This is a genomic window from Vibrio lamellibrachiae (genome assembly GCF_050337265.1).
Taxonomy (GTDB): Bacteria; Pseudomonadota; Gammaproteobacteria; order Enterobacterales; family Vibrionaceae; genus Vibrio; species Vibrio kyushuensis.
Window position 1 is genome coordinate 576,854 of the sequence record NZ_JAKJSU010000005.1, and the last position, 17,772, is coordinate 594,625.

16 protein-coding genes are annotated in these 17,772 nt (G+C 43.1%); 10 read left to right on the forward strand and 6 right to left on the reverse strand.

The genetic code is table 11. From position 1 onward, the window contains the following. Positions 1-51: 51 nt before the first annotated feature. Both pbfA and L4C54_RS08175 read right to left on the reverse strand, forming a co-directional pair. Positions 52-1,431 carry a (R)-1-hydroxy-2-aminoethylphosphonate ammonia-lyase gene (gene pbfA, locus L4C54_RS08170; RefSeq protein ID WP_428807776.1) on the reverse strand — a complete coding sequence of 460 codons (1,380 nt, stop codon included), beginning with the start codon at positions 1,429-1,431 and terminating at the stop codon, positions 52-54. Positions 1,432-1,584: 153 nt separating this feature from the next. Further along, positions 1,585-2,595, reverse strand: a complete 1,011-nt coding sequence (locus L4C54_RS08175) for a putative 2-aminoethylphosphonate ABC transporter substrate-binding protein (protein WP_428807777.1) — start codon at positions 2,593-2,595, stop codon at positions 1,585-1,587. Positions 2,596-2,836: 241 nt separating this feature from the next. Between L4C54_RS08175 and phnW the strand changes: the two genes are divergently transcribed. The 3 genes from phnW to phnX all read left to right on the forward strand — a co-directional run bounded on the left by phnW (position 2,837) and on the right by phnX (position 6,247). Beyond that, positions 2,837-3,958 carry a 2-aminoethylphosphonate--pyruvate transaminase gene (gene phnW / locus L4C54_RS08180; protein WP_428807778.1) on the forward strand — a complete coding sequence of 374 codons (1,122 nt, stop codon included), beginning with the start codon at positions 2,837-2,839 and terminating at the stop codon, positions 3,956-3,958. Continuing rightward, positions 3,955-5,361, forward strand: a complete 1,407-nt coding sequence (locus L4C54_RS08185) for an aspartate aminotransferase family protein (protein ID WP_428807779.1) — start codon at positions 3,955-3,957, stop codon at positions 5,359-5,361. Before phnW ends, L4C54_RS08185 begins: the two co-directional genes overlap by 4 nt. A 67-nt stretch (positions 5,362-5,428) precedes the next feature. Beyond that, positions 5,429-6,247 carry a phosphonoacetaldehyde hydrolase gene (gene phnX, locus L4C54_RS08190; RefSeq protein WP_428807780.1) on the forward strand — a complete coding sequence of 273 codons (819 nt, stop codon included), beginning with the start codon at positions 5,429-5,431 and terminating at the stop codon, positions 6,245-6,247. Between the two features lie 167 nt (positions 6,248-6,414). Here phnX and L4C54_RS08195 read toward each other — a convergent pair whose 3' ends face one another. After that, a complete protein-coding gene (locus tag L4C54_RS08195) occupies positions 6,415-7,314 on the reverse strand; it encodes a LysR family transcriptional regulator ArgP (RefSeq protein WP_428807781.1) in 900 nt (299 codons plus the stop codon). A gap of 316 nt (positions 7,315-7,630) precedes the next feature. Between L4C54_RS08195 and L4C54_RS08200 the strand changes: the two genes are divergently transcribed. The 6 genes from L4C54_RS08200 (at position 7,631) to L4C54_RS08225 (ending at position 11,780) form a co-directional block, all read left to right on the forward strand. Next, positions 7,631-8,779: a GGDEF domain-containing protein gene (locus L4C54_RS08200; protein WP_428807782.1), complete on the forward strand. Its 1,149-nt coding sequence runs from the start codon at positions 7,631-7,633 to the stop codon at positions 8,777-8,779. Positions 8,780-8,944: 165 nt separating this feature from the next. Continuing rightward, the gene (locus tag L4C54_RS08205) at positions 8,945-9,559 is read left to right on the forward strand and encodes a LysE/ArgO family amino acid transporter (protein ID WP_428807783.1); all 615 of its coding nucleotides are present in this window, start codon (positions 8,945-8,947) and stop codon (positions 9,557-9,559) included. Positions 9,560-9,704: 145 nt separating this feature from the next. Then, positions 9,705-10,010 (forward strand): antibiotic biosynthesis monooxygenase family protein, encoded by a 306-nt coding sequence (locus L4C54_RS08210; protein ID WP_428807784.1) that lies wholly within the window; start codon positions 9,705-9,707, stop codon positions 10,008-10,010. A gap of 43 nt (positions 10,011-10,053) precedes the next feature. Then, entirely contained in the window at positions 10,054-10,620 is a 567-nt protein-coding gene (locus L4C54_RS08215; protein ID WP_428807785.1) for a pyridoxamine 5'-phosphate oxidase family protein, read from the forward strand. Between the two features lie 66 nt (positions 10,621-10,686). Further along, positions 10,687-11,166 carry a P-loop nucleotide/nucleoside kinase family protein gene (locus L4C54_RS08220; protein ID WP_428807786.1) on the forward strand — a complete coding sequence of 160 codons (480 nt, stop codon included), beginning with the start codon at positions 10,687-10,689 and terminating at the stop codon, positions 11,164-11,166. 122 nt (positions 11,167-11,288) lie between these two features. Continuing rightward, the gene (locus tag L4C54_RS08225) at positions 11,289-11,780 is read left to right on the forward strand and encodes a phosphatase PAP2 family protein (protein WP_428807787.1); all 492 of its coding nucleotides are present in this window, start codon (positions 11,289-11,291) and stop codon (positions 11,778-11,780) included. A 26-nt stretch (positions 11,781-11,806) separates the two neighbouring features. On the opposite strand, the gene L4C54_RS08230 is transcribed toward L4C54_RS08225, so the two are convergent. After that, positions 11,807-13,063, reverse strand: coding sequence for a D-amino acid dehydrogenase (locus tag L4C54_RS08230; RefSeq protein WP_428807788.1), 1,257 nt, complete (start codon positions 13,061-13,063; stop codon positions 11,807-11,809). A 102-nt stretch (positions 13,064-13,165) separates the two neighbouring features. Between L4C54_RS08230 and L4C54_RS08235 the strand changes: the two genes are divergently transcribed. Then, positions 13,166-14,089 carry a LysR substrate-binding domain-containing protein gene (locus tag L4C54_RS08235; RefSeq protein ID WP_428807789.1) on the forward strand — a complete coding sequence of 308 codons (924 nt, stop codon included), beginning with the start codon at positions 13,166-13,168 and terminating at the stop codon, positions 14,087-14,089. Between the two features lie 115 nt (positions 14,090-14,204). Here the strand turns inward: L4C54_RS08235 and L4C54_RS08240 are convergent, their stop codons facing one another. Together L4C54_RS08240 and glgB are read right to left on the reverse strand one after the other, a co-directional pair. After that, positions 14,205-14,951: a TerC family protein gene (locus L4C54_RS08240; RefSeq protein WP_428807790.1), complete on the reverse strand. Its 747-nt coding sequence runs from the start codon at positions 14,949-14,951 to the stop codon at positions 14,205-14,207. 451 nt (positions 14,952-15,402) lie between these two features. After that, a complete protein-coding gene (gene glgB, locus L4C54_RS08245) occupies positions 15,403-17,583 on the reverse strand; it encodes a 1,4-alpha-glucan branching protein GlgB (protein ID WP_428807791.1) in 2,181 nt (726 codons plus the stop codon). Positions 17,584-17,772: the final 189 nt, after the last annotated feature.

Consider the following 17,772-nt stretch of genomic DNA (forward strand, 5'->3'; position numbering starts at 1 on the left):
GCTGCAAAGAACGAACAGATCTTTGGTATGACTGAAGACGGCAAAGTCAAATTAACGAGAGTTAGTTACCGTTATAATTGCTTGTTCAATTGTATCGGCGATGAATTGGGCATCTTTTTGGGTGATGACTAAAGAAGGGCGAAGCGTAATGATGCTGCTTTCAATAAGCTTAAACGCTAATCCATTCTCGAAACACTGATACATAATGGTCTCGGCTTCATGCAACCCACGTTCGCCACTATCAAGGCTATCTAGAATCTCAATTCCAAGATGTAAACCAATACCGTCAACGGCACCAACAATGGCGTATTTTTGTTGCATCTCGATGAATCGGTTTTTAAGGTAATCACCCAAACACATTGAATTTTCGACTAAATTTCGATCTTGTATTTGTTCAATCATTGCGACACCCGCCGCGCCACACAGGCCATTTTTCTCATGGGTATAGTGCCCAACAGACTGTGTTTCCAACACATTGTATTTTTCAGCAACCACCACACCAGCAAAAGGCACTAAACCTCCGCCAAGTGACTTACCCAATACAAGAATGTCTGGTGTGACATAATGCTCACAGGCGAACATTTTTCCTGTTCGACCAAATCCTTCTATGATTTCATCAAAGATAAGCAGTGCCCCAAACTCCTCACAGAGCAATTTCACGCGCTGCCAGAAATCTTGGCTTGGCATTACTGGAGTTGCACTAATTGGCTCACCAACAACACAGGCTATATCTCCTTCTTTTTCAAACAGGGTTCGCATCTGACGTAATATTTCATCATCCACTTTTTGCTGACAATTAAAGCCCCATGGATTGTTTTGATAATTTGGGAAATCCACATGCAAGGCACCTGGAACCATTGGACCAAGACGTTTTTTAAATAGACGCTCACCACCTAAGCTCGCAGACTGGAAACCGTTACCATGGTAGGAATCCCAAAAGGAAATCGTCTTCCATTTGTTGGTGTATGATTTCGCAATTGAAACAGCAAGCTCAATGGCTTCAGAACCACCGGGGCAAAACGAAACACGATCTAAACCGTCAGGCGTGATATCAACCAATTTTTTCGCTAGAGCAACGATATTCGTGTTGGTATAACGGCGAGACGTAAACGTATTTTTCTCTTTAAGTGCCTTGATCATGCTTTCGATAACATGGTCATTGTTAAAACCTGCGGCGTGGACGCCATTGCCGTGGCAGTCCAAATATTGCTTCCCTGAAAAGTCATAAATATAAGCACCTTCCGAATGCGATAGTGCATGCAAAACAGGCGTACTCAAACTTTGGTGCAAAAACAATTGTTGATCTTGTGTGATTAATTCACGTGATGTTTCATCCAGATGTTCTTCTTGATAATCAAGACGCTGCTGAGATAAGTTCACATCACCTTGTTCACGGCTAATTTCTTCATTATTTTCGACTTGTTCAGACATGTGTTTTTCTTAATTGGCTATTGATTTCAGATATTGGTTTCTAGGTATTAGTTTTTGGCTATTACTCGATGAAATAGCGTTATTACGGATCATTGAGTCACAGACAAAAAATCCACCTCTGACCGAGGTGGACTGATTAGCGTCTTCTTTTAATTAAGATTTAGGCTCTGATTTTGCGTCGAACTTTTCAGACCATTTCGCTAGGATTTTTGCGCGGTCGCTACCCATTTTGGCAAAGTCCATATCCGCCATCACTTCTTGAACATTAGGGTAATGTGATACAACAGCTTCAACGTCTTTATGCGCGACAACTGGGTAAGACTCGACATAAAGTTCATTAGCTGACTTTGATACAGACCAGTCAACAACGCGCTTCGCTGCATCATTATCGGCGACAAGACCAACAGCTTCAGATTCCCAGCCAATTCCATTTGGTGTAATTACCGCGAGAGGCGCGCCCTGCTCTTTTAATTTAGCACCACGAACGGCCATAGAAATACCGATAGCGACTTCACCCATACCCGCTTGAACACAAGGCTTAGAACCAGAGTGAGTGTAATGAGCGATGTTGTTATCAAGCTTTTTCATGTAATTCCAAGCTTCGTCTTCACCCATGTTGTTTAACCAAGCAGATACCTGCATGTAGCCTGTGCCTGATGATGCAGGGTTCGGCATAGCTATATGGCCTTTGTATACAGGGTCAGCTAAGTCTTCCCAAGATGTTGGCGTTGGCAAATCTAGCTGTTTCGCAACAATCTCGTTAAAGCAAACGGCATTAAAGAACGCGTCATTCCCAAACCAAGCTTGATTGTCTTGTGGATCGTTCAAGTTTGGACGCAAGTCTTCAAGACCCTTTGGTTGATACGGCTGTAGAACACCTTCTTCTTTTAGTAGTGCCATAGAAGAGCCTGCAAGCCCCCACACCACTTCAGCACGTGGGTTGTTTTTCTCTGCGAGCAACTTCGCCGTCATGATGCCTGTCGAGTCACGAATCCATTTGATCTTAATATCTGGATTTTCACTCTCAAAAGCCGTCTTGTATTTCGCTAATAAATCAGTTTCGAACGCGGTGTATACCGTTACTTCTTCAGCAGCTAACGCGTTTGTTGCTAGAACAGACAGTACCGCTGTTAGCGATCCTTTAATAAAACGGTTTTTCATCATTTTCTCCAATATATAATTATTTGGTATTGACCAGTTGATGAAATCTACCCTAGTCGATCTACATGACGAAACTGTGAACAAAAAATGGCAATTTAACGACATAAATCAGAGTGTGATGTCGATAGTCAGGCAAAGGTCGTTATATGAAGATTTGATGAATTTAGCCTTCTCGCTATTTACCTCTCTTTTTATTGCCTGCTAGAGTGAATTTAAATTCTGGAGTAGTCCAAAGAGAAATAAAATGAATAACGAATACCTACTGTTAACACCCGGTCCTTTATCAACATCTAAAACCGTTAGAGAAGCGATGCTTAAAGACTGGTGTACTTGGGATGACGATTACAACAAAGAAATTGTAGAAGTCATTCGTCACAAGCTCGTCAATTTGGCAACAAAGCATTCAGGCTATACCAGCGTATTGATGCAAGGAAGTGGCACAGCCTCAGTAGAAGCGACCATTGGCAGTGTCATGGGTGACAAAGACAAGTTATTAGTTGTTGATAACGGTGCGTATGGAGCGAGAATTGCTCAAATTGCTGACTACCTCAACATCGATTGTCGTGTCATTAGCCCAGGTGAAGTGAATCAACCAAACTTGGATTCGGTTGAGCAGTGCCTTATCGACGATGACACGATTACTCATATCGCAATTGTTCATTGTGAAACCACAACGGGTATGCTTAACCCGATTGAACAAGTAGCCAACCTTGGTAAAAAATATAACAAAGTCATCATATTAGACGCAATGTCGAGTTTTGGTGGGATTCCTCTGGATATCCATGAAATTGGCATCGACTTTATGATCAGTTCAGCGAATAAGTGCATACAAGGTGTACCAGGCTTCGGTTTTGTAATCGCAAAACAATCATTGCTAGAGCAGTGTAAAGGGAACGCACGTTCATTAAGTCTCGACTTATATGATCAATGGCAATGTATGGAAAATAATCACGGTAAATGGCGCTTTACGTCACCAACCCATACTGTGCGAGCTTTTTACCAAGCGCTTAATGAACTCGAACTTGAGGGCGGTATATCTGCTCGTCATAAGCGTTATCAAACCAACCAAACAACACTCGTTGAAGGTATGGCGTCACTAGGTTTTAAACCGTTATTAGATAAAGCGCTGCATTCGCCAATCATTACTGCGTTCTACTCTCCAACTCACGAAAAATACAATTTCCACCGCTTCTATCAAGAATTAAAGGAGCAGGGCTTCGTTATCTATCCGGGTAAGGTGTCTGACGCTGACTGTTTCCGTATCGGTAATATTGGTGAGGTTTATCCGCAAGATATCGAGCGTTTGATTGTAGCGATTGAAAAAGCGATGTATTGGAAACCGCAAATGCAGGAAGCAGCAATATGAGCCTAGCTATTGGTCAAAATGATGCGCCAAATAACGCAAACCACTTACGCAGTGAAGGCGATGTGAATACCACAGAGGCCCGTATTAAGTGGAATCAGTCCATTGATGATGAAAAAACTCAATCTCTGTTGAAACGCGATTCAGAGGTGTTTTTGCATCAAGCTATGTCCTCTCCCTGTTTAGATACCTTAGATCATGCTAAAGGGATCTATATTCAAGATCACACGGGTAAAAAGTACATGGACTTTCATGGTAACAATGTCCACCAACTTGGTTACGGTCATCCACATGTGATAAAGCGAGTGAGTGACCAAATGGCGAAACTACCGTTTTCACCTCGTCGCTTTACTAACGAAATTGCAGTGGAATGCGCAGAAAAGCTAACTCAAATCTGTGGCGGCGATCTAAATCGCGTGTTGTTCGCTCCAGGCGGAACGTCTGCGGTTGGAATGGCGCTTAAGCTTGCGCGCCATGTCACGGGTAACTTTAAAGTCGTGTCATTGTGGGACTCCTTCCATGGTGCATCCTTGGATGCCATCTCTGTCGGTGGTGAAGCGTGTTTTCGTCAAGGAATGGGGCCTTTAATGGCGGGGGTTGAGCGTATTCCACCGGCTGTTTCTTATCGAGGTGCGCTCCCTTCAGCTGACGGCAGTGATGTGCATTACGCCGATTATCTTGAATACGTGATTGAAAAAGAGGGTGGCATAGGCGCATTCATAGCAGAAGCGGTGCGCAATACCGATGTTCAAGTGCCTAGCAAGGCTTATTGGAAACGTGTCCGAGAGATTTGTGACAAACACAATGTCATGCTGATCATCGATGATATTCCGAATGGCATGGGTCGCAGCGGCGAGTGGTTCACTTATCAAGCCTACGATATCGAACCCGACATGCTGTGTATTGGTAAAGGCTTCGGCGGAGGTTTAGTCCCCATTGCCGCCATGGTCACTAAAGAGAAGTACAACACGGCCGAACAAATTTCCATGGGCCATTATACCCATGAAAAGAGCCCTATTGGTTGCGCAGCAGCGCTCGCGACGATGGAAGCCATTGAGAATGAAGGCTTACTCGAAAAAACAAAGCTTGATAGCGAATTCATGCAACACAAACTGAATGAGCTGAAAGAACAATACCCAATCATTGGCGATGTTCGAGGTATTGGTTTGCTTTGGGGCGTTGAATTGGTCACAGATCCAGTCGCAAAAACACGCGCTTTCGATGAAGCAGAAGCAGTTTTGTATCAATGCCTTAACGACGGTTTAAGCTTCAAAGTCTCGCAAGGTAATGTCATTCAGCTTAGTCCGCCTTTGATCATAGAGCGTGAGCAATTAATCGAAGCGCTCGCCATTTTTGAACAAGCGATCCGCATGGTCAGTATTCGTTTCAACTACCCAACTTATTAACTCTCATTTTAACTGGTGAAATGGGTAGCCCTCACTTCACGGACAACACTATTTTATAGGTATAACTATGACTAACACATCACCAATACAAGCGGTTATTTTTGACTGGGCAGGAACCATTGTCGATTTTGGCTCATTTGCACCAACAACGATTTTTGTCGAAGCTTTTCGTCAAGGTTTTGATTTCGATATTTCACTAGAAGAAGCACGTGTTCCTATGGGCTTAGGCAAATGGGAACATATTCAACAGCTGGGGCTTCTAGAGAGCGTTAATGAACGCTGGACTGCTCAGTTTGGTCAACCGATGAATAACAGCGATGTCGATAAAATTTACGCCGCCTTCATGCCCCTGCAAAAAGCCAAAGTAGCAGACCATGCAATGCCTATCCTGAATGCCGTTAAAGTGGTTGAAGGTTTGAAAGAGCAAGGGATCAAAATAGGCTCATGCTCTGGTTACCCACGTGAAGTCATGGATATTCTAATCCCCGCAGCTGCCGAATATGGCTATAAGCCAGATGCCGTTGTTGCAACGGGCGATCTTCCTCAAGGCGGGCGTCCTGCTCCTTATATGGCGCTGCAAAACCTAATAGAGTTAGAAGCAACGGATGTTAAAGCGTGTGTGAAGGTAGATGACTCATCACCGGGCATTTTCGAAGGGCACAATGCAGGCATGTGGACAGTGGGTCTACTGCTTTCCGGTAACGAGGCGGGGTTAACGCTAGAAGAATTTCAGAATGCAGACGAAGCAACCCTAGAACAAGCTCGTCAAAAGGCTGCTGACAAATATAGCAAATCTTCACCGCACTACCTGATTGATACGATTAACGATTTACCCAATGTCATTTCAGATATTGAACGCCGTATTGGCCAAGGTGAGCGTCCATAGGCGCTATTTATGCGATGGCAATAACCGCTCAACTTACGGCCAATGACATTTCAATCTCGCGTTAATCGACCGCTCTCATAGCTCGAACGCTTAAATCCATATTAGGGCGCATACTCTTTATTGCGCCCTAATTATTCCTCAATTTATCAATCCCATACTGCCCTAAATTAATAGACACCATTTGGCTTTTGATGTTGAGGAAATGTACGAGTCATACTGAGCACCGCCTGCGTCACTTCGGCCAAAATCCCCTGCTCCAAAGCCCAGCGATGCCAATAGAGGTCACGTGCAAACCCATGCCCAGGTAATAAATCAACCAAACTGCCTGTTTCTAATCGGTCTTCAATCATTAAGTCGGGCACCATGCCATAACCGATATCGAGTTCTGTCATTGTAATAAACGCTTCTGGTGATCGCAGAGTATGGTATCGCCATTCACCCTCTTTCAAACCAAAGTGTTGCTCTAAAAAGGCGTGATGCATTTCATCATATTGGTCAAATATGACCGCAGGAGCTGCTAGCAGTGCATCTCGAGTAACACCATTAGGAAAATACCTTTTTACAAATTCTGGGCTAGCCACACAACGATAATTAAGCTGACCAAGATAATCGCTACTGCACCCTGTAAGCGGTATGGCATTTGCGCTTATCGCCGCCAACACCTCACCACTTCTTAACTTATCCAAGGTGTTCTTCTCGTCACCCAAGATAATATTTAACGCCACTTCATGGTTGCTTAACACCGATTTCAAGGCAGGCAAAAGCCACAACGCCAGACTGTCGTGATTGCTCGCCAATGCGAGTTCCGTCACCTCCAACTGCTTATCCGGCCACCACTCTTGCTCTAACAGTTTCACCTGTTTATACAACCCAAGTAGCTTCTGTCCTGCGGCAGTTGGTTTCGGCGGGACCGACCGAACCAGTAGAGGCTGAGCCATCGACTGCTCTAGCTGCTTGATTCGTTGGGATATTGCGGATTGAGTGATGAATAGCTTTTGGGCGGCTAAATCAAAACTGCCTAATGAAATCACTGCATCGAGTGCGGCCACGGCTTTGTAATCCATCATGACATTAGATTTCCTTATCGGTCATTAATCTAATTAGAGTAATTAATTCTAGGTTATCTCATAAGCTGTAAAAACTGAAGAGAGCAACGACTGGCTCTAAACATAGATCCAAGATATAGAGACATAGAAGGTAAGCACTTGGATATGGCTACAAGGATTTAGTCTTGAGGATATAAACTGCCTATTTATACATTCGAGATATGCATCAAGATTGTCGATGAAATATACCGTATTTCATACATTAGATTGTTAATTTCTATTTCTTAATACATGTTTAACCGTAACAGTTTCATTCATAAATGAATATTAGGCTTGTATGGAATACTTCTCTCTCGATATTAGAACACTCAATTCAATCGTTATCTTATTCTCAGTCATTTTTTCGATCGGTTTATTGTTGTACCAATACTCTCAGAGCCGAATCAAAGGGCTCAATATGTTTGCCATATCCATCTTCATTTTGGGTGTTGGTCCATTTCTCATTAGCTTAAGAGGCGTTGTACCCGGATGGGCTAGTATCATTCTTGGTAACTTGGTAATCGCCGTAGGCTTTCAGCTAGCTCTCTACAGCTTGTGCCAATTCCGACAAGCTCCTTTGAGATATGGACACTTATCCGCTGTATCGATTCTGTTTTTAACATTTAGTTTTATCTACTTCACCTACCAAGACCCCTCTATTAATGCTCGCATCCTTTCGATGAGCATATTTCTCGCTATTGTTACATTGAGCACTGCAACCGTTATTCTAAAAGGAAAGCACGACGATCTTCCGTTAGCATTAAGAATGATGGCTTCAAGCTTTATCGTTGTTGGCATCTTTATGATATTTCGAGTTACCGTCATATTGAACAGCAGCGAATCAAGTTCATTTATGGAAGGTCCACTTATCAACCAACTGCCGTTTCTCTTATGTCTGTTTCTGATCGTTTCAATGACATTTTCTATGCTGTGGTTGATCAATGCACGACTTTTACTTGCTATCAAAGAGCTCTCTTTTACCGACCCTCTTACCAAACTTAATAATAGGCGCTCACTGGATCAAGTTGTTACGTCAATTATGGCGCAGTCAGACAATGCGCCCATTAGTGTCATCATGACTGACATAGACAGATTCAAAGTAATCAACGATAAATTGGGCCACCTTGTTGGTGATAAGGTCATAACAGAGGTTTCACAACTAATAAAAAATTCAATAGACCCCTCAGCGAAAGCATTTCGATTTGGCGGTGATGAAATAATCATTATTTTACCGAACGCCTGTTTAGATCGAGCAAGAAAAGTAGCCGATGAGCTCAGAAAGAGTATTACTTCTACGGTTAATTATGAGAAGTACGGTTTATCCATTACATCAAGCTTTGGAGTGGCGGAACTTGACGAAAATGAAGAGTGGGAGCAATTTTTATCCCGGGCTGACAAAGCTCTATATCGAGCTAAAAATATGGGCCGCAATGCTGTAGCCGCTTGAAACGCACACGATCTTGATTGCTGCTAGTAGATGACCTCATTAGAGCTGCTTATGAACCATTAATTTAATTAGCGTTACTTATTCTCACCTATCTCATACTCTGTAAAAAATGAAGCTAACAACGACTTACTAAAAACATAGAGTCAAGATATGGAGATATAGAGAATGAGCGCTTGGGTATGGCTACAGGGATTTGGTATTGGTGCTGCGATGATCATTCCAATTGGGGCACAAAACGCCTTTGTCTTAAATCAAGGCATTAAAAAACAACATCATTTGATCGTAGCGATGATCTGCGCCACTTGTGATGCATTCTTGGTCTTTGGAGGGATTTTTGGTGGCAGTAAGCTTCTCGCCGCCTCCCCTTTAGCACTCTCTATTATCACCTACGCAGGAGTTCTATTCCTGACGTTTTATGGTCTAACGTCATTGTATCGAGCATGGCAATCGCAAACCGATACCATGAAAACCAATCAGGCGTTTATGTCACGAAAGGTCGTCATTAGTGCCACGCTTGCCGTTACACTGCTTAATCCACATGTCTATCTCGATACCTTTGTTGTGCTTGGTTCTATCGGCGCAAGCTATGCACAGCCTGATCGCCTTCCTTTCGCACTAGGCATTGTTGCTGCTTCGTTCTTTTGGTTCTTTAGCCTTTCAACCATTGCCGCAAAAATGGCACCCATTTTAAACCAGCCTAAGGTGCAGCAGGTCATTGACGCGTTAATTGGAATCATCATGCTATTCATTGCATTGCAACTGTTGCAATCTTTATCCTGATCACAGTTATGCTCGCCCTGCGTTAGACGAGGGCGAGCTGCTTGTTTCTTGTGCTACTATCTTTTTCTACAACCTATGTAGTAGAGACACGTATGTAACAGACAAACGTGTGCAGCAGGGAAGCCTGTACAGTGAGGAATAAAGAATGTTCGCAGTCATTTTTAAGGCTAAACCCTTAACACAAGATCAGCATTATCTCGATACCGTAGCAACGATGCGAGAGCTCGCATTCAGCAAATACAACTGTGTTGATTTCATCGCAGCCTCTGAAGAAGGTCAAGAAATTGCCATCTCTTATTGGAACTCACAACAAGATATTCAAAACTGGCATCAAGACAGTAAACACCAAGTAGCCCAGAAACTAGGGCAAGAGAAATGGTACCAGTCCTATACGGTTGAAGTCGTTGAAATCATCCGTAAGTACCATTCCCCTTCTGCTGACAAAGCGTAAGAATGATTAACTAATATCCATTTTATCGAACAGGGAGAGGTTCATGGGTAAGCAATTTACAGCCTTATCAAACAAGCATATCGAGTTCATCGCAGAGCAAAAAATTTACTTCGTGGCGACTGCCGCACCAACTGGCAGAGTAAACCTATCTCCGAAGGGTGGCGATTCTCTTCGTGTCATCGACTCAAACACCATCGCATGGTTGAACCTAACCGGTAGTGGTAACGAATCTGCAGCGCACGTATTACAAGACACCAGAATGACCATAATGTTCTGCGCCTTTGAAGGGTCACCGATTATCCTACGTACATACGGCCAAGCACGAATGATCCATCAAACCGATGCTGAATGGGATAAATATTGTGATTTATTCCCGAAAAGTCATGCTACTCGACAGATCTTTATTCTTGATGTCGATATGGTGCAATCCTCTTGTGGTATGTCAGTCCCTTATTTCGATTTCCAACAGGGTCGTGACGATCTTAATCGTTGGTTTGATAAACGCGATAAAAATGATATCGAGGCGTATTGGCGTAAGAAAAATCAGAAAAGTATCGATGGATTTGATACCGAAATATTAGAAAGATCAGGTGTACCCGTCGAGGATTAGCGGCGCACTAACGCCGGTTCTACTTTTCGGCATACCGCTGAAATAGCATCCATAAACAGGAACTTCATGACCAAACTTTATTGTCTTTGTGGTTTTATCGGTTCAGGTAAAACCACCTATGCGAAACAACTTTCCGAGAAGTACTCAGCCTTTCGATTCAGTATTGACGAGTGGATGATCCCTCTTTACGGCGAGCATATGGAACGTGATGTCTTCAATGCAAGGCTAAATACACTCGAATCTCTTTTTAAAGAGTCAGCATTGCAAATGATCTCATTAGGTATGCCCGTCATTTTTGATCTTGGCTTATGGAAGAAACAAGATAGAACCGATATGGCTCTGTGGGCAGAAAGTCATAACCTCGATTTTGAACTTATCTATCTTGATGTCGATTTTGATGTCTGTCAGCAACGCGCATTTGCTCGTAATGACACCCGAGGCAACCAAGCCTACGAGATGACACCTGAAATGCTAACCCTTTTTTGGAGCTGGTTTGAAGTACCCTCATCAGATGAAGCAATAACGGTCATTACGCCAAACAGTTAATCATCTTAGATCTTAACTATATGGCTATATGGCTATTGCTCATGTTTGGTTACAAACTTAATTCGATCCTTACTTAAGCTTTATAGATAATGAATTTTCTGTCATTACTACGTTGTCGATGAATGTTCTCAGTCGCTCTAATACATCCACTTTTTTTGCTTGCGCTACTTTGGATCTATTTCTGTATCCAATTTGCAGGCACGATGAACTGGCAGGCGTTGAGTGACGTGGGTGTTTATGGCTTAGTAAGTACAGCTATTCTCTTTCCTGCCTTTCTCGGTGATTGGGAGCAGTTTAAAAATGCCAGCATCATCGTTTCAATCGCTACAGGCATTGGTCTTATCGGTAAATTCCTTATTGACGCCAAACGCCCTGATTTAAGTGGCAATGACAGCTTCCCTTCAAACCACACCGCTAATGCTTTCGCAGCTTCCACCGCTCTCATGATGTGGCATGGTTGGTTGATTGGATTGCTCTCTTACGGCCTTGCATCATTAGTTGGCTTAGGCCGAGTTAAAGCTTTCAAGCATCACTGGAGAGACGTTATTACCGGTCTTGCTGTGGGTTTAATTGCCGCTATGGTTGCGTTAAAACTATTTTTGCCTGAAAGCTAAGCATCTCAATTACGTTTATTTGCATTCTATCGACTGTATCTCTGCATACCCAGATCATGATGCTCAATACTAGGGCTTTTTTGGCTAATAATATCGGCAAGCAACTGCCCTGAACCGCACGCCATTGTCCAACCTAATGTGCCGTGACCGGTATTGGTGAACAAGTTTTTAATCGGTGTTTCACCTATAATTGGAGTGCCATCTGGCGTCATTGGTCGTAAGCCCGTCCAGTATTCAGCCTGTTCGAAATCGCCTACATCAGGAAATAGCTCATTCACAACACGATTAATCGTAGCCGTTCTTCTTTCTGGAATCGAAAGATCAAAATCTGTTAGCTCAGCAGTTCCTGCGATTCTTAGGCGATCTTCAAACCGAGTAACCGCGACCTTATACGTTTCGTCCATCACTGTAGAAAGTGGCGCATTTTCAATGCATTTTATAGGCAACGTTAATGAGTACCCCTTCACCGGATAAGTTGGTAATTTAATACCCAGCGGTGCAAGTAACTTAGCAGAATAACTTCCGCAAGCGACGACATAATGGTCGGCACGTAATGCCCCAGTACTTGTCTCAACCGACTCTATTGAACCGTTTTTTGTGGTTAATGAATGAATATCAGTATTGAAATGAAAATCTACGCCAGATTGTTTAGCAAGCTCAGTGAGCTGCTGGCAAAACAAAAAACAATCACCCGTTTCGTCATTGGGTAAATGCAGCCCACCAACCACTTTATCTTGCACACGCTTAAGTGCCGGTTCTTTCTCAACGCACCCTTCTGTATCAAGCAGAGAAAACTGCGTGTTACTTTGCTTAAGTAGTGCCATGTCTTTTTCTATCGTAATAAGCTGTTTAGGATTTCTAAACACTTGCAGCGTTCCTAATTGGCGGCCTTGGTATTCAATTCCTGTTTTCGCTCTTAGCTCAGTTAAGCAAGATTGGCTATGGTTCGCCAAACGAAGCATTCTTGATTTATTGGTACTGTAGTGAGATGAACGACAATTACTGAGCATTTTACTTGCCCAAGATAGCATTGAAGGTGAAAGGCTCGGTTTAATCTTCAACGGTGCATGTTCTTGCATCAACCATTGTATCGCTTTCAAAGGAATGCCCGGGGCAGCCCAAGGGGATGAGTATCCGTAAGAAATTTGCCCCGCATTAGCAAAACTCGTTTCTTTTCCGCACTCTGACTGTCTATCAACGACCGTCACGTCATGCCCTTGTAGAGAGAGGTACCACGCACTTGTTAGCCCAATTACTCCTCCACCCAATACGATCACTTTCATTGTTTTTTCCTATTTGTTAGCTGAGCCTAGTTTGTTTGATTTACAAAGCAGCAACAATCGATAAGAATTAATAACAGTGTATAGAAAATCTAAAGACAGTTAATGAATCACCTAAAAAGTAATATGGCTTCAGCGCTGATGACATTTGTTGAAGTGGGCAAGCGCGGAAGTTTAACCGGTGCGGCAAAAGCTAAGTGTTTAACGACGGGCGCCATCAGTCAGCAACTCCTTCAACTCGAAAATAATATAGGTGTGCAATTGGTTGTTCGACATTCACGCGGTGTGACCTTAACAGAGGCGGGGCAGCTTCTGCATCGAGTCGCTTCTTCAAGCTTCCAAGATATTGATACTGCTTTAGCGAACTTACAAGTTCACGCAACCAATACCTCTGAAATACGGTTAAAACTTACCCCTTCTTTCGCTTTCAAGTGGTTAGTACCAAGGTTGGAAGGTTTTCATCGTCTGTTCCCCGACATTCAGGTTCAGATCTATGCAGAAGGTGCTTTAGTTGATCATACTTCTCAAGACTTTGACCTAGCCATTGATTATGGCCCAACCCCCTACCGCGACCCTCAAGCTGAATTATTAATGGAAGAGGAACTGATTCCGGTGATGAGCCCAGATTATTTGGACTCGCATTCTTGGTTAAAAGGAAAAGAAGGACAACTTAATGATTGGACTAAAGTGACCTTACTGCATGATGCTCAGCCGTGGTCTGGTGCGACACGCCATCATGAATGGCGCTACTGGGCAAAAGAGAACAACATCAATCTGCAAGCTGATAAAGGGCATTTCTTTAATCGAACCGACATGGCAATGTCTGCTGCTGAAGCGGGGGTGGGCATCGCACTCGCTCGACGAGCATTAATTCAAAATGAGCTATCAAGTGGCCGATTAATTGCTCCATTTACACCTATTCATGCCAAGGCAGGTTACTTTCTTCACTCTCATAATGACTCCCCTGCGGGGCAGTCTTTTAAAAAGTGGCTACGGTCTTTCACGACACAATCGAACGGAGTCGTTTAAGTTCCTGAATGAATTATTTGACCATGACATATTAACCATAAAAAAACGCCCGGTGACGTGCATCGGGCGTTTTTTAAATATCATCTTCTACTCTTTAGAGTTAGCTTAATAAGTATTAAGCACTGGTTAACGGACGAATTCGATTAATATTGATTCGATGCTTTTTTTTAAGTTGCACATGACACAACTCTAAGATCAAACCAAACATCATAGCAAAGTAGATATAGCCTTTATTGACATGAATGGCGAAACCCTCTGCCATTAACAAGCCGCCAAGCAAGACTAAAAACAATAGAGCCAAGGTCTTAAAGCCTGGAAACTTAGTCACCAAATAATTGATCTTTTCGGCGGTCAAAACCATTACGATAGCTGATGACACTATTGCTGCCACCATAATTGGAATATCGTTAGTTAATCCAACAGCGGTGATCACTGAGTCCATGGAAAAGACAGCATCTACCGCTACAATCTGTAATAGCACTATCGCAAGACCTGTTCTTACATGCGTCGAATGACCTATTTCCGTATGCTTTAACCAACCCCACAGCTCTTTCAAGCTTTTCCCTAACAGAAAGGCACCACCTAGTATCATAATGAGATCTCGGCCTGTAAAGGCTATACTTGCAAAGCTAAGCAGCGGCTGAGTCAGGGACATTACCCAAGAAATCGAAAATACTAATGCAATCCGAGCAACTACCGCCAAGCCAATACCCAAATTTCGAGCTAACTTACGTTGGTGTTGTGGTAGACGTTCACAAAGAATTGAAATAAATACGACATTATCTACGCCAAGTATCACTTCAAGCGCGAACAACGTTGCAAATATTGCCCAGGTTTCAGGTAGTAGAAATAGTTCTAACATAAAGATGCCTCCATAAGGTGGAAGCGGGGTGAAGTGTTCAGTCGACTAAAAGGGTCGTCCATTAATTTGTTTTAACCTCTATAACTTAAGAAGCTGCAGTAAATCATTAAAAATTTGCTTCGACAATAGTTACTTTGTCAGCGAAATGTCATGCACCATTAGTGCTCAAATGATTTACCCTGTTCTCTTTTTGAACACACTTATAGCCGTAGCCGTTTATCCAATAAATTATTTATATAGAGCACGAAGGGTTTAATAACAAAATAATTTTAAATTAATTGAAAACAGAGAGTTTTCAACATTACACCTAAAAATTACGCTTTGAATGTAATCTGATATAGAGATACATAAAAAAACCGAAGGCTGGGTTTCAACCTTCGGCTTCTTATCTACTTACGCTGATCACCTTTCAATTCACAGTGTAAATCGTTTTAATTTCAATTCGATACGATCACTTTAGTTTATAGAAAACCGTTGCAAGTGGCGGTATACGTAGAGAAAGAGATTGCGGTAATCCTTGGCTCTCTACAGACTGTGTTGCCGCAGTTTGATACACGTGATAATCGCTGCCATTGTAGTGCGTGTTGTCTGTGTTAAGCAGCAACTCGTACTCACCTTCGATAGGAACACCAAGTGTAAACTCATCTTGTGGCACTGGTGTAAAGTTACTGATCACCAAGACACGTTCACCACTATCACTGATACGTTCATGAGCAAGAACGCTCACATCTGATGCATCTTGCAGACGCCATTCAAAACCACGAGGATCACTATCCAATTCGTGCATCGCGGTTTCATTGCGGTACAGATGGTTCAAATCACGAGTGAGGTTTTGTACGCCTTTATGACGTTCAAATTCAAGTAAGAACCACTGCAATTGATCATCGTGATTCCACTCAGCAGTTTGGCCAATTTCAGCGCCCATAAAGTTAAGTTTCTTACCCGGCTGACCATACATGTAACCCATGTAAGCACGAAGATTCGCGGTTTTTTGCCACTCATCTCCTGGCATTTTGTCGTGGATAGAACCTTTACCATAAACCACTTCATCATGAGACAGTGATAACACATAGTTCTCAGTATGGGCGTATATCAATGGGAACGTGATGGTATCGTGATGGTATTGACGGTGAACTGGATCTTCTTGAATGTACGCAAGACTGTCATGCATCCAACCCATATTCCATTTAAAGCCAAATCCTAAGCCGCCCATAAAGGTCGGTGCAGATACACCCGGGAATGCCGTTGATTCTTCAGCAATCGTCATCGCGTTCGGGAAGTGTTTATAAACCTCTTCGTTCATCCATTTGAGTGTCGCAATGGCGTCGTAGTTCTCATTACCACCATCGACATTCGGAACCCATTGATCATGGCTACGAGAGTAGTCGAGATAGAGCATTGAAGCGACTGCATCAACACGGATACCATCAATATGGAACTGTTCAAACCAATACAGCGCGTTAGACACTAGGAATCGACGTACATGCTCACGACCTAAATCGTAGATGTATGAACTCCAATCTTGGTGCCAACCACGACGTGGATCGGGATCATGAAACAGTGGCGTACCATCAAAGTTAGCTAAGCCATGGTCATCTGACGGGAAATGTGCAGGAACCCAATCCAACACAACACCTAAACCAGCTTGGTGACACTGATCGACGAAATATTTGAAATCATCAGGACTGCCAAAACGGCTAGTTGGCGCAAACAGGCCAATTGGCTGATAACCCCAAGAGCCATAGAATGGATGCTCGGATACTGGCATCAACTCTACGTGCGTGTAACCCAAGTCAACAAGGTATGGGATGAGCTGCGCAGCTAACTCGCGATAATTTAGGAATTCACCATCTTCATCACGCTTCCACGATCCGGCATGAAGCTCATAAAATGAGAGCGCGTCACGACGCTTTTCAGTGACAGGTCGACCCTGCCATTTACTGTCTTGCCACTCATAACGGTCATGGTTATAGGTCACTGAAGAAAATGATGGGTGCTGTTCGCTATAAAAACCCCATGGATCAGCCTTATGAGGTAAGCCTTCCCCATTTGGACCTTTCATCTCGAATTTATATTGAGCGCCTTCTTCTAATTCAGGGATAAAAATGCCCCAAATTCCGTAATCTAATCGCTGCATTGGGTGACGGCGGCCATCCCACGAGTTGAAGTTACCCACTAAGCTACACGCTGATGCATGTGGTGCGTACACTAAGAAACGTGTGCCTGAAATAGATTTTCCATCACGCTCTAAAGTAACAAACTGCGCACCCATCTGGTGATACATTTCTTTTGGGTTATGCAGTTCATCGTAACCAGCGTACAGCGTGTGATATTGATAAGGATCGTCGATAAGCTGTTCAGTACCAGCCCAATTGACCGCGAGTTTATAGTGAGTAAAACGAAGATCGCGTGACTGTTTTAATACAAAACCTGAAGAGTCTTCACGCTCTAACTCGATTCGCTCTTCGCCTTCAATCACTAGTTCTACGCTATCTGCATCTGGCATCCATACACGCAGTGCGCCTTGCTCTGCTGACAAATACGGCCCAATAAATGAGAATGGGTCGGCAAATGTAGCATGCGAAAGTTGGGTGTATGCTTGCGTAATTTTATTAAGCCCTGTTTGTTTCAACTTAAGTTCTCCTAACCTAACTTTCGATAATTATTTTTCTATAGCCTGTTTTTTTAACTTACAGTTTATTAACAAAAAACCCGCTATACAGCAGGCTTTTTTATTAGCAATCTAGTTTACCGAACTCCGGTCTATTTTAGAGTGACCAAGTTTATACTTTTATATGCCACTGGTATTAACAGTGGCAAT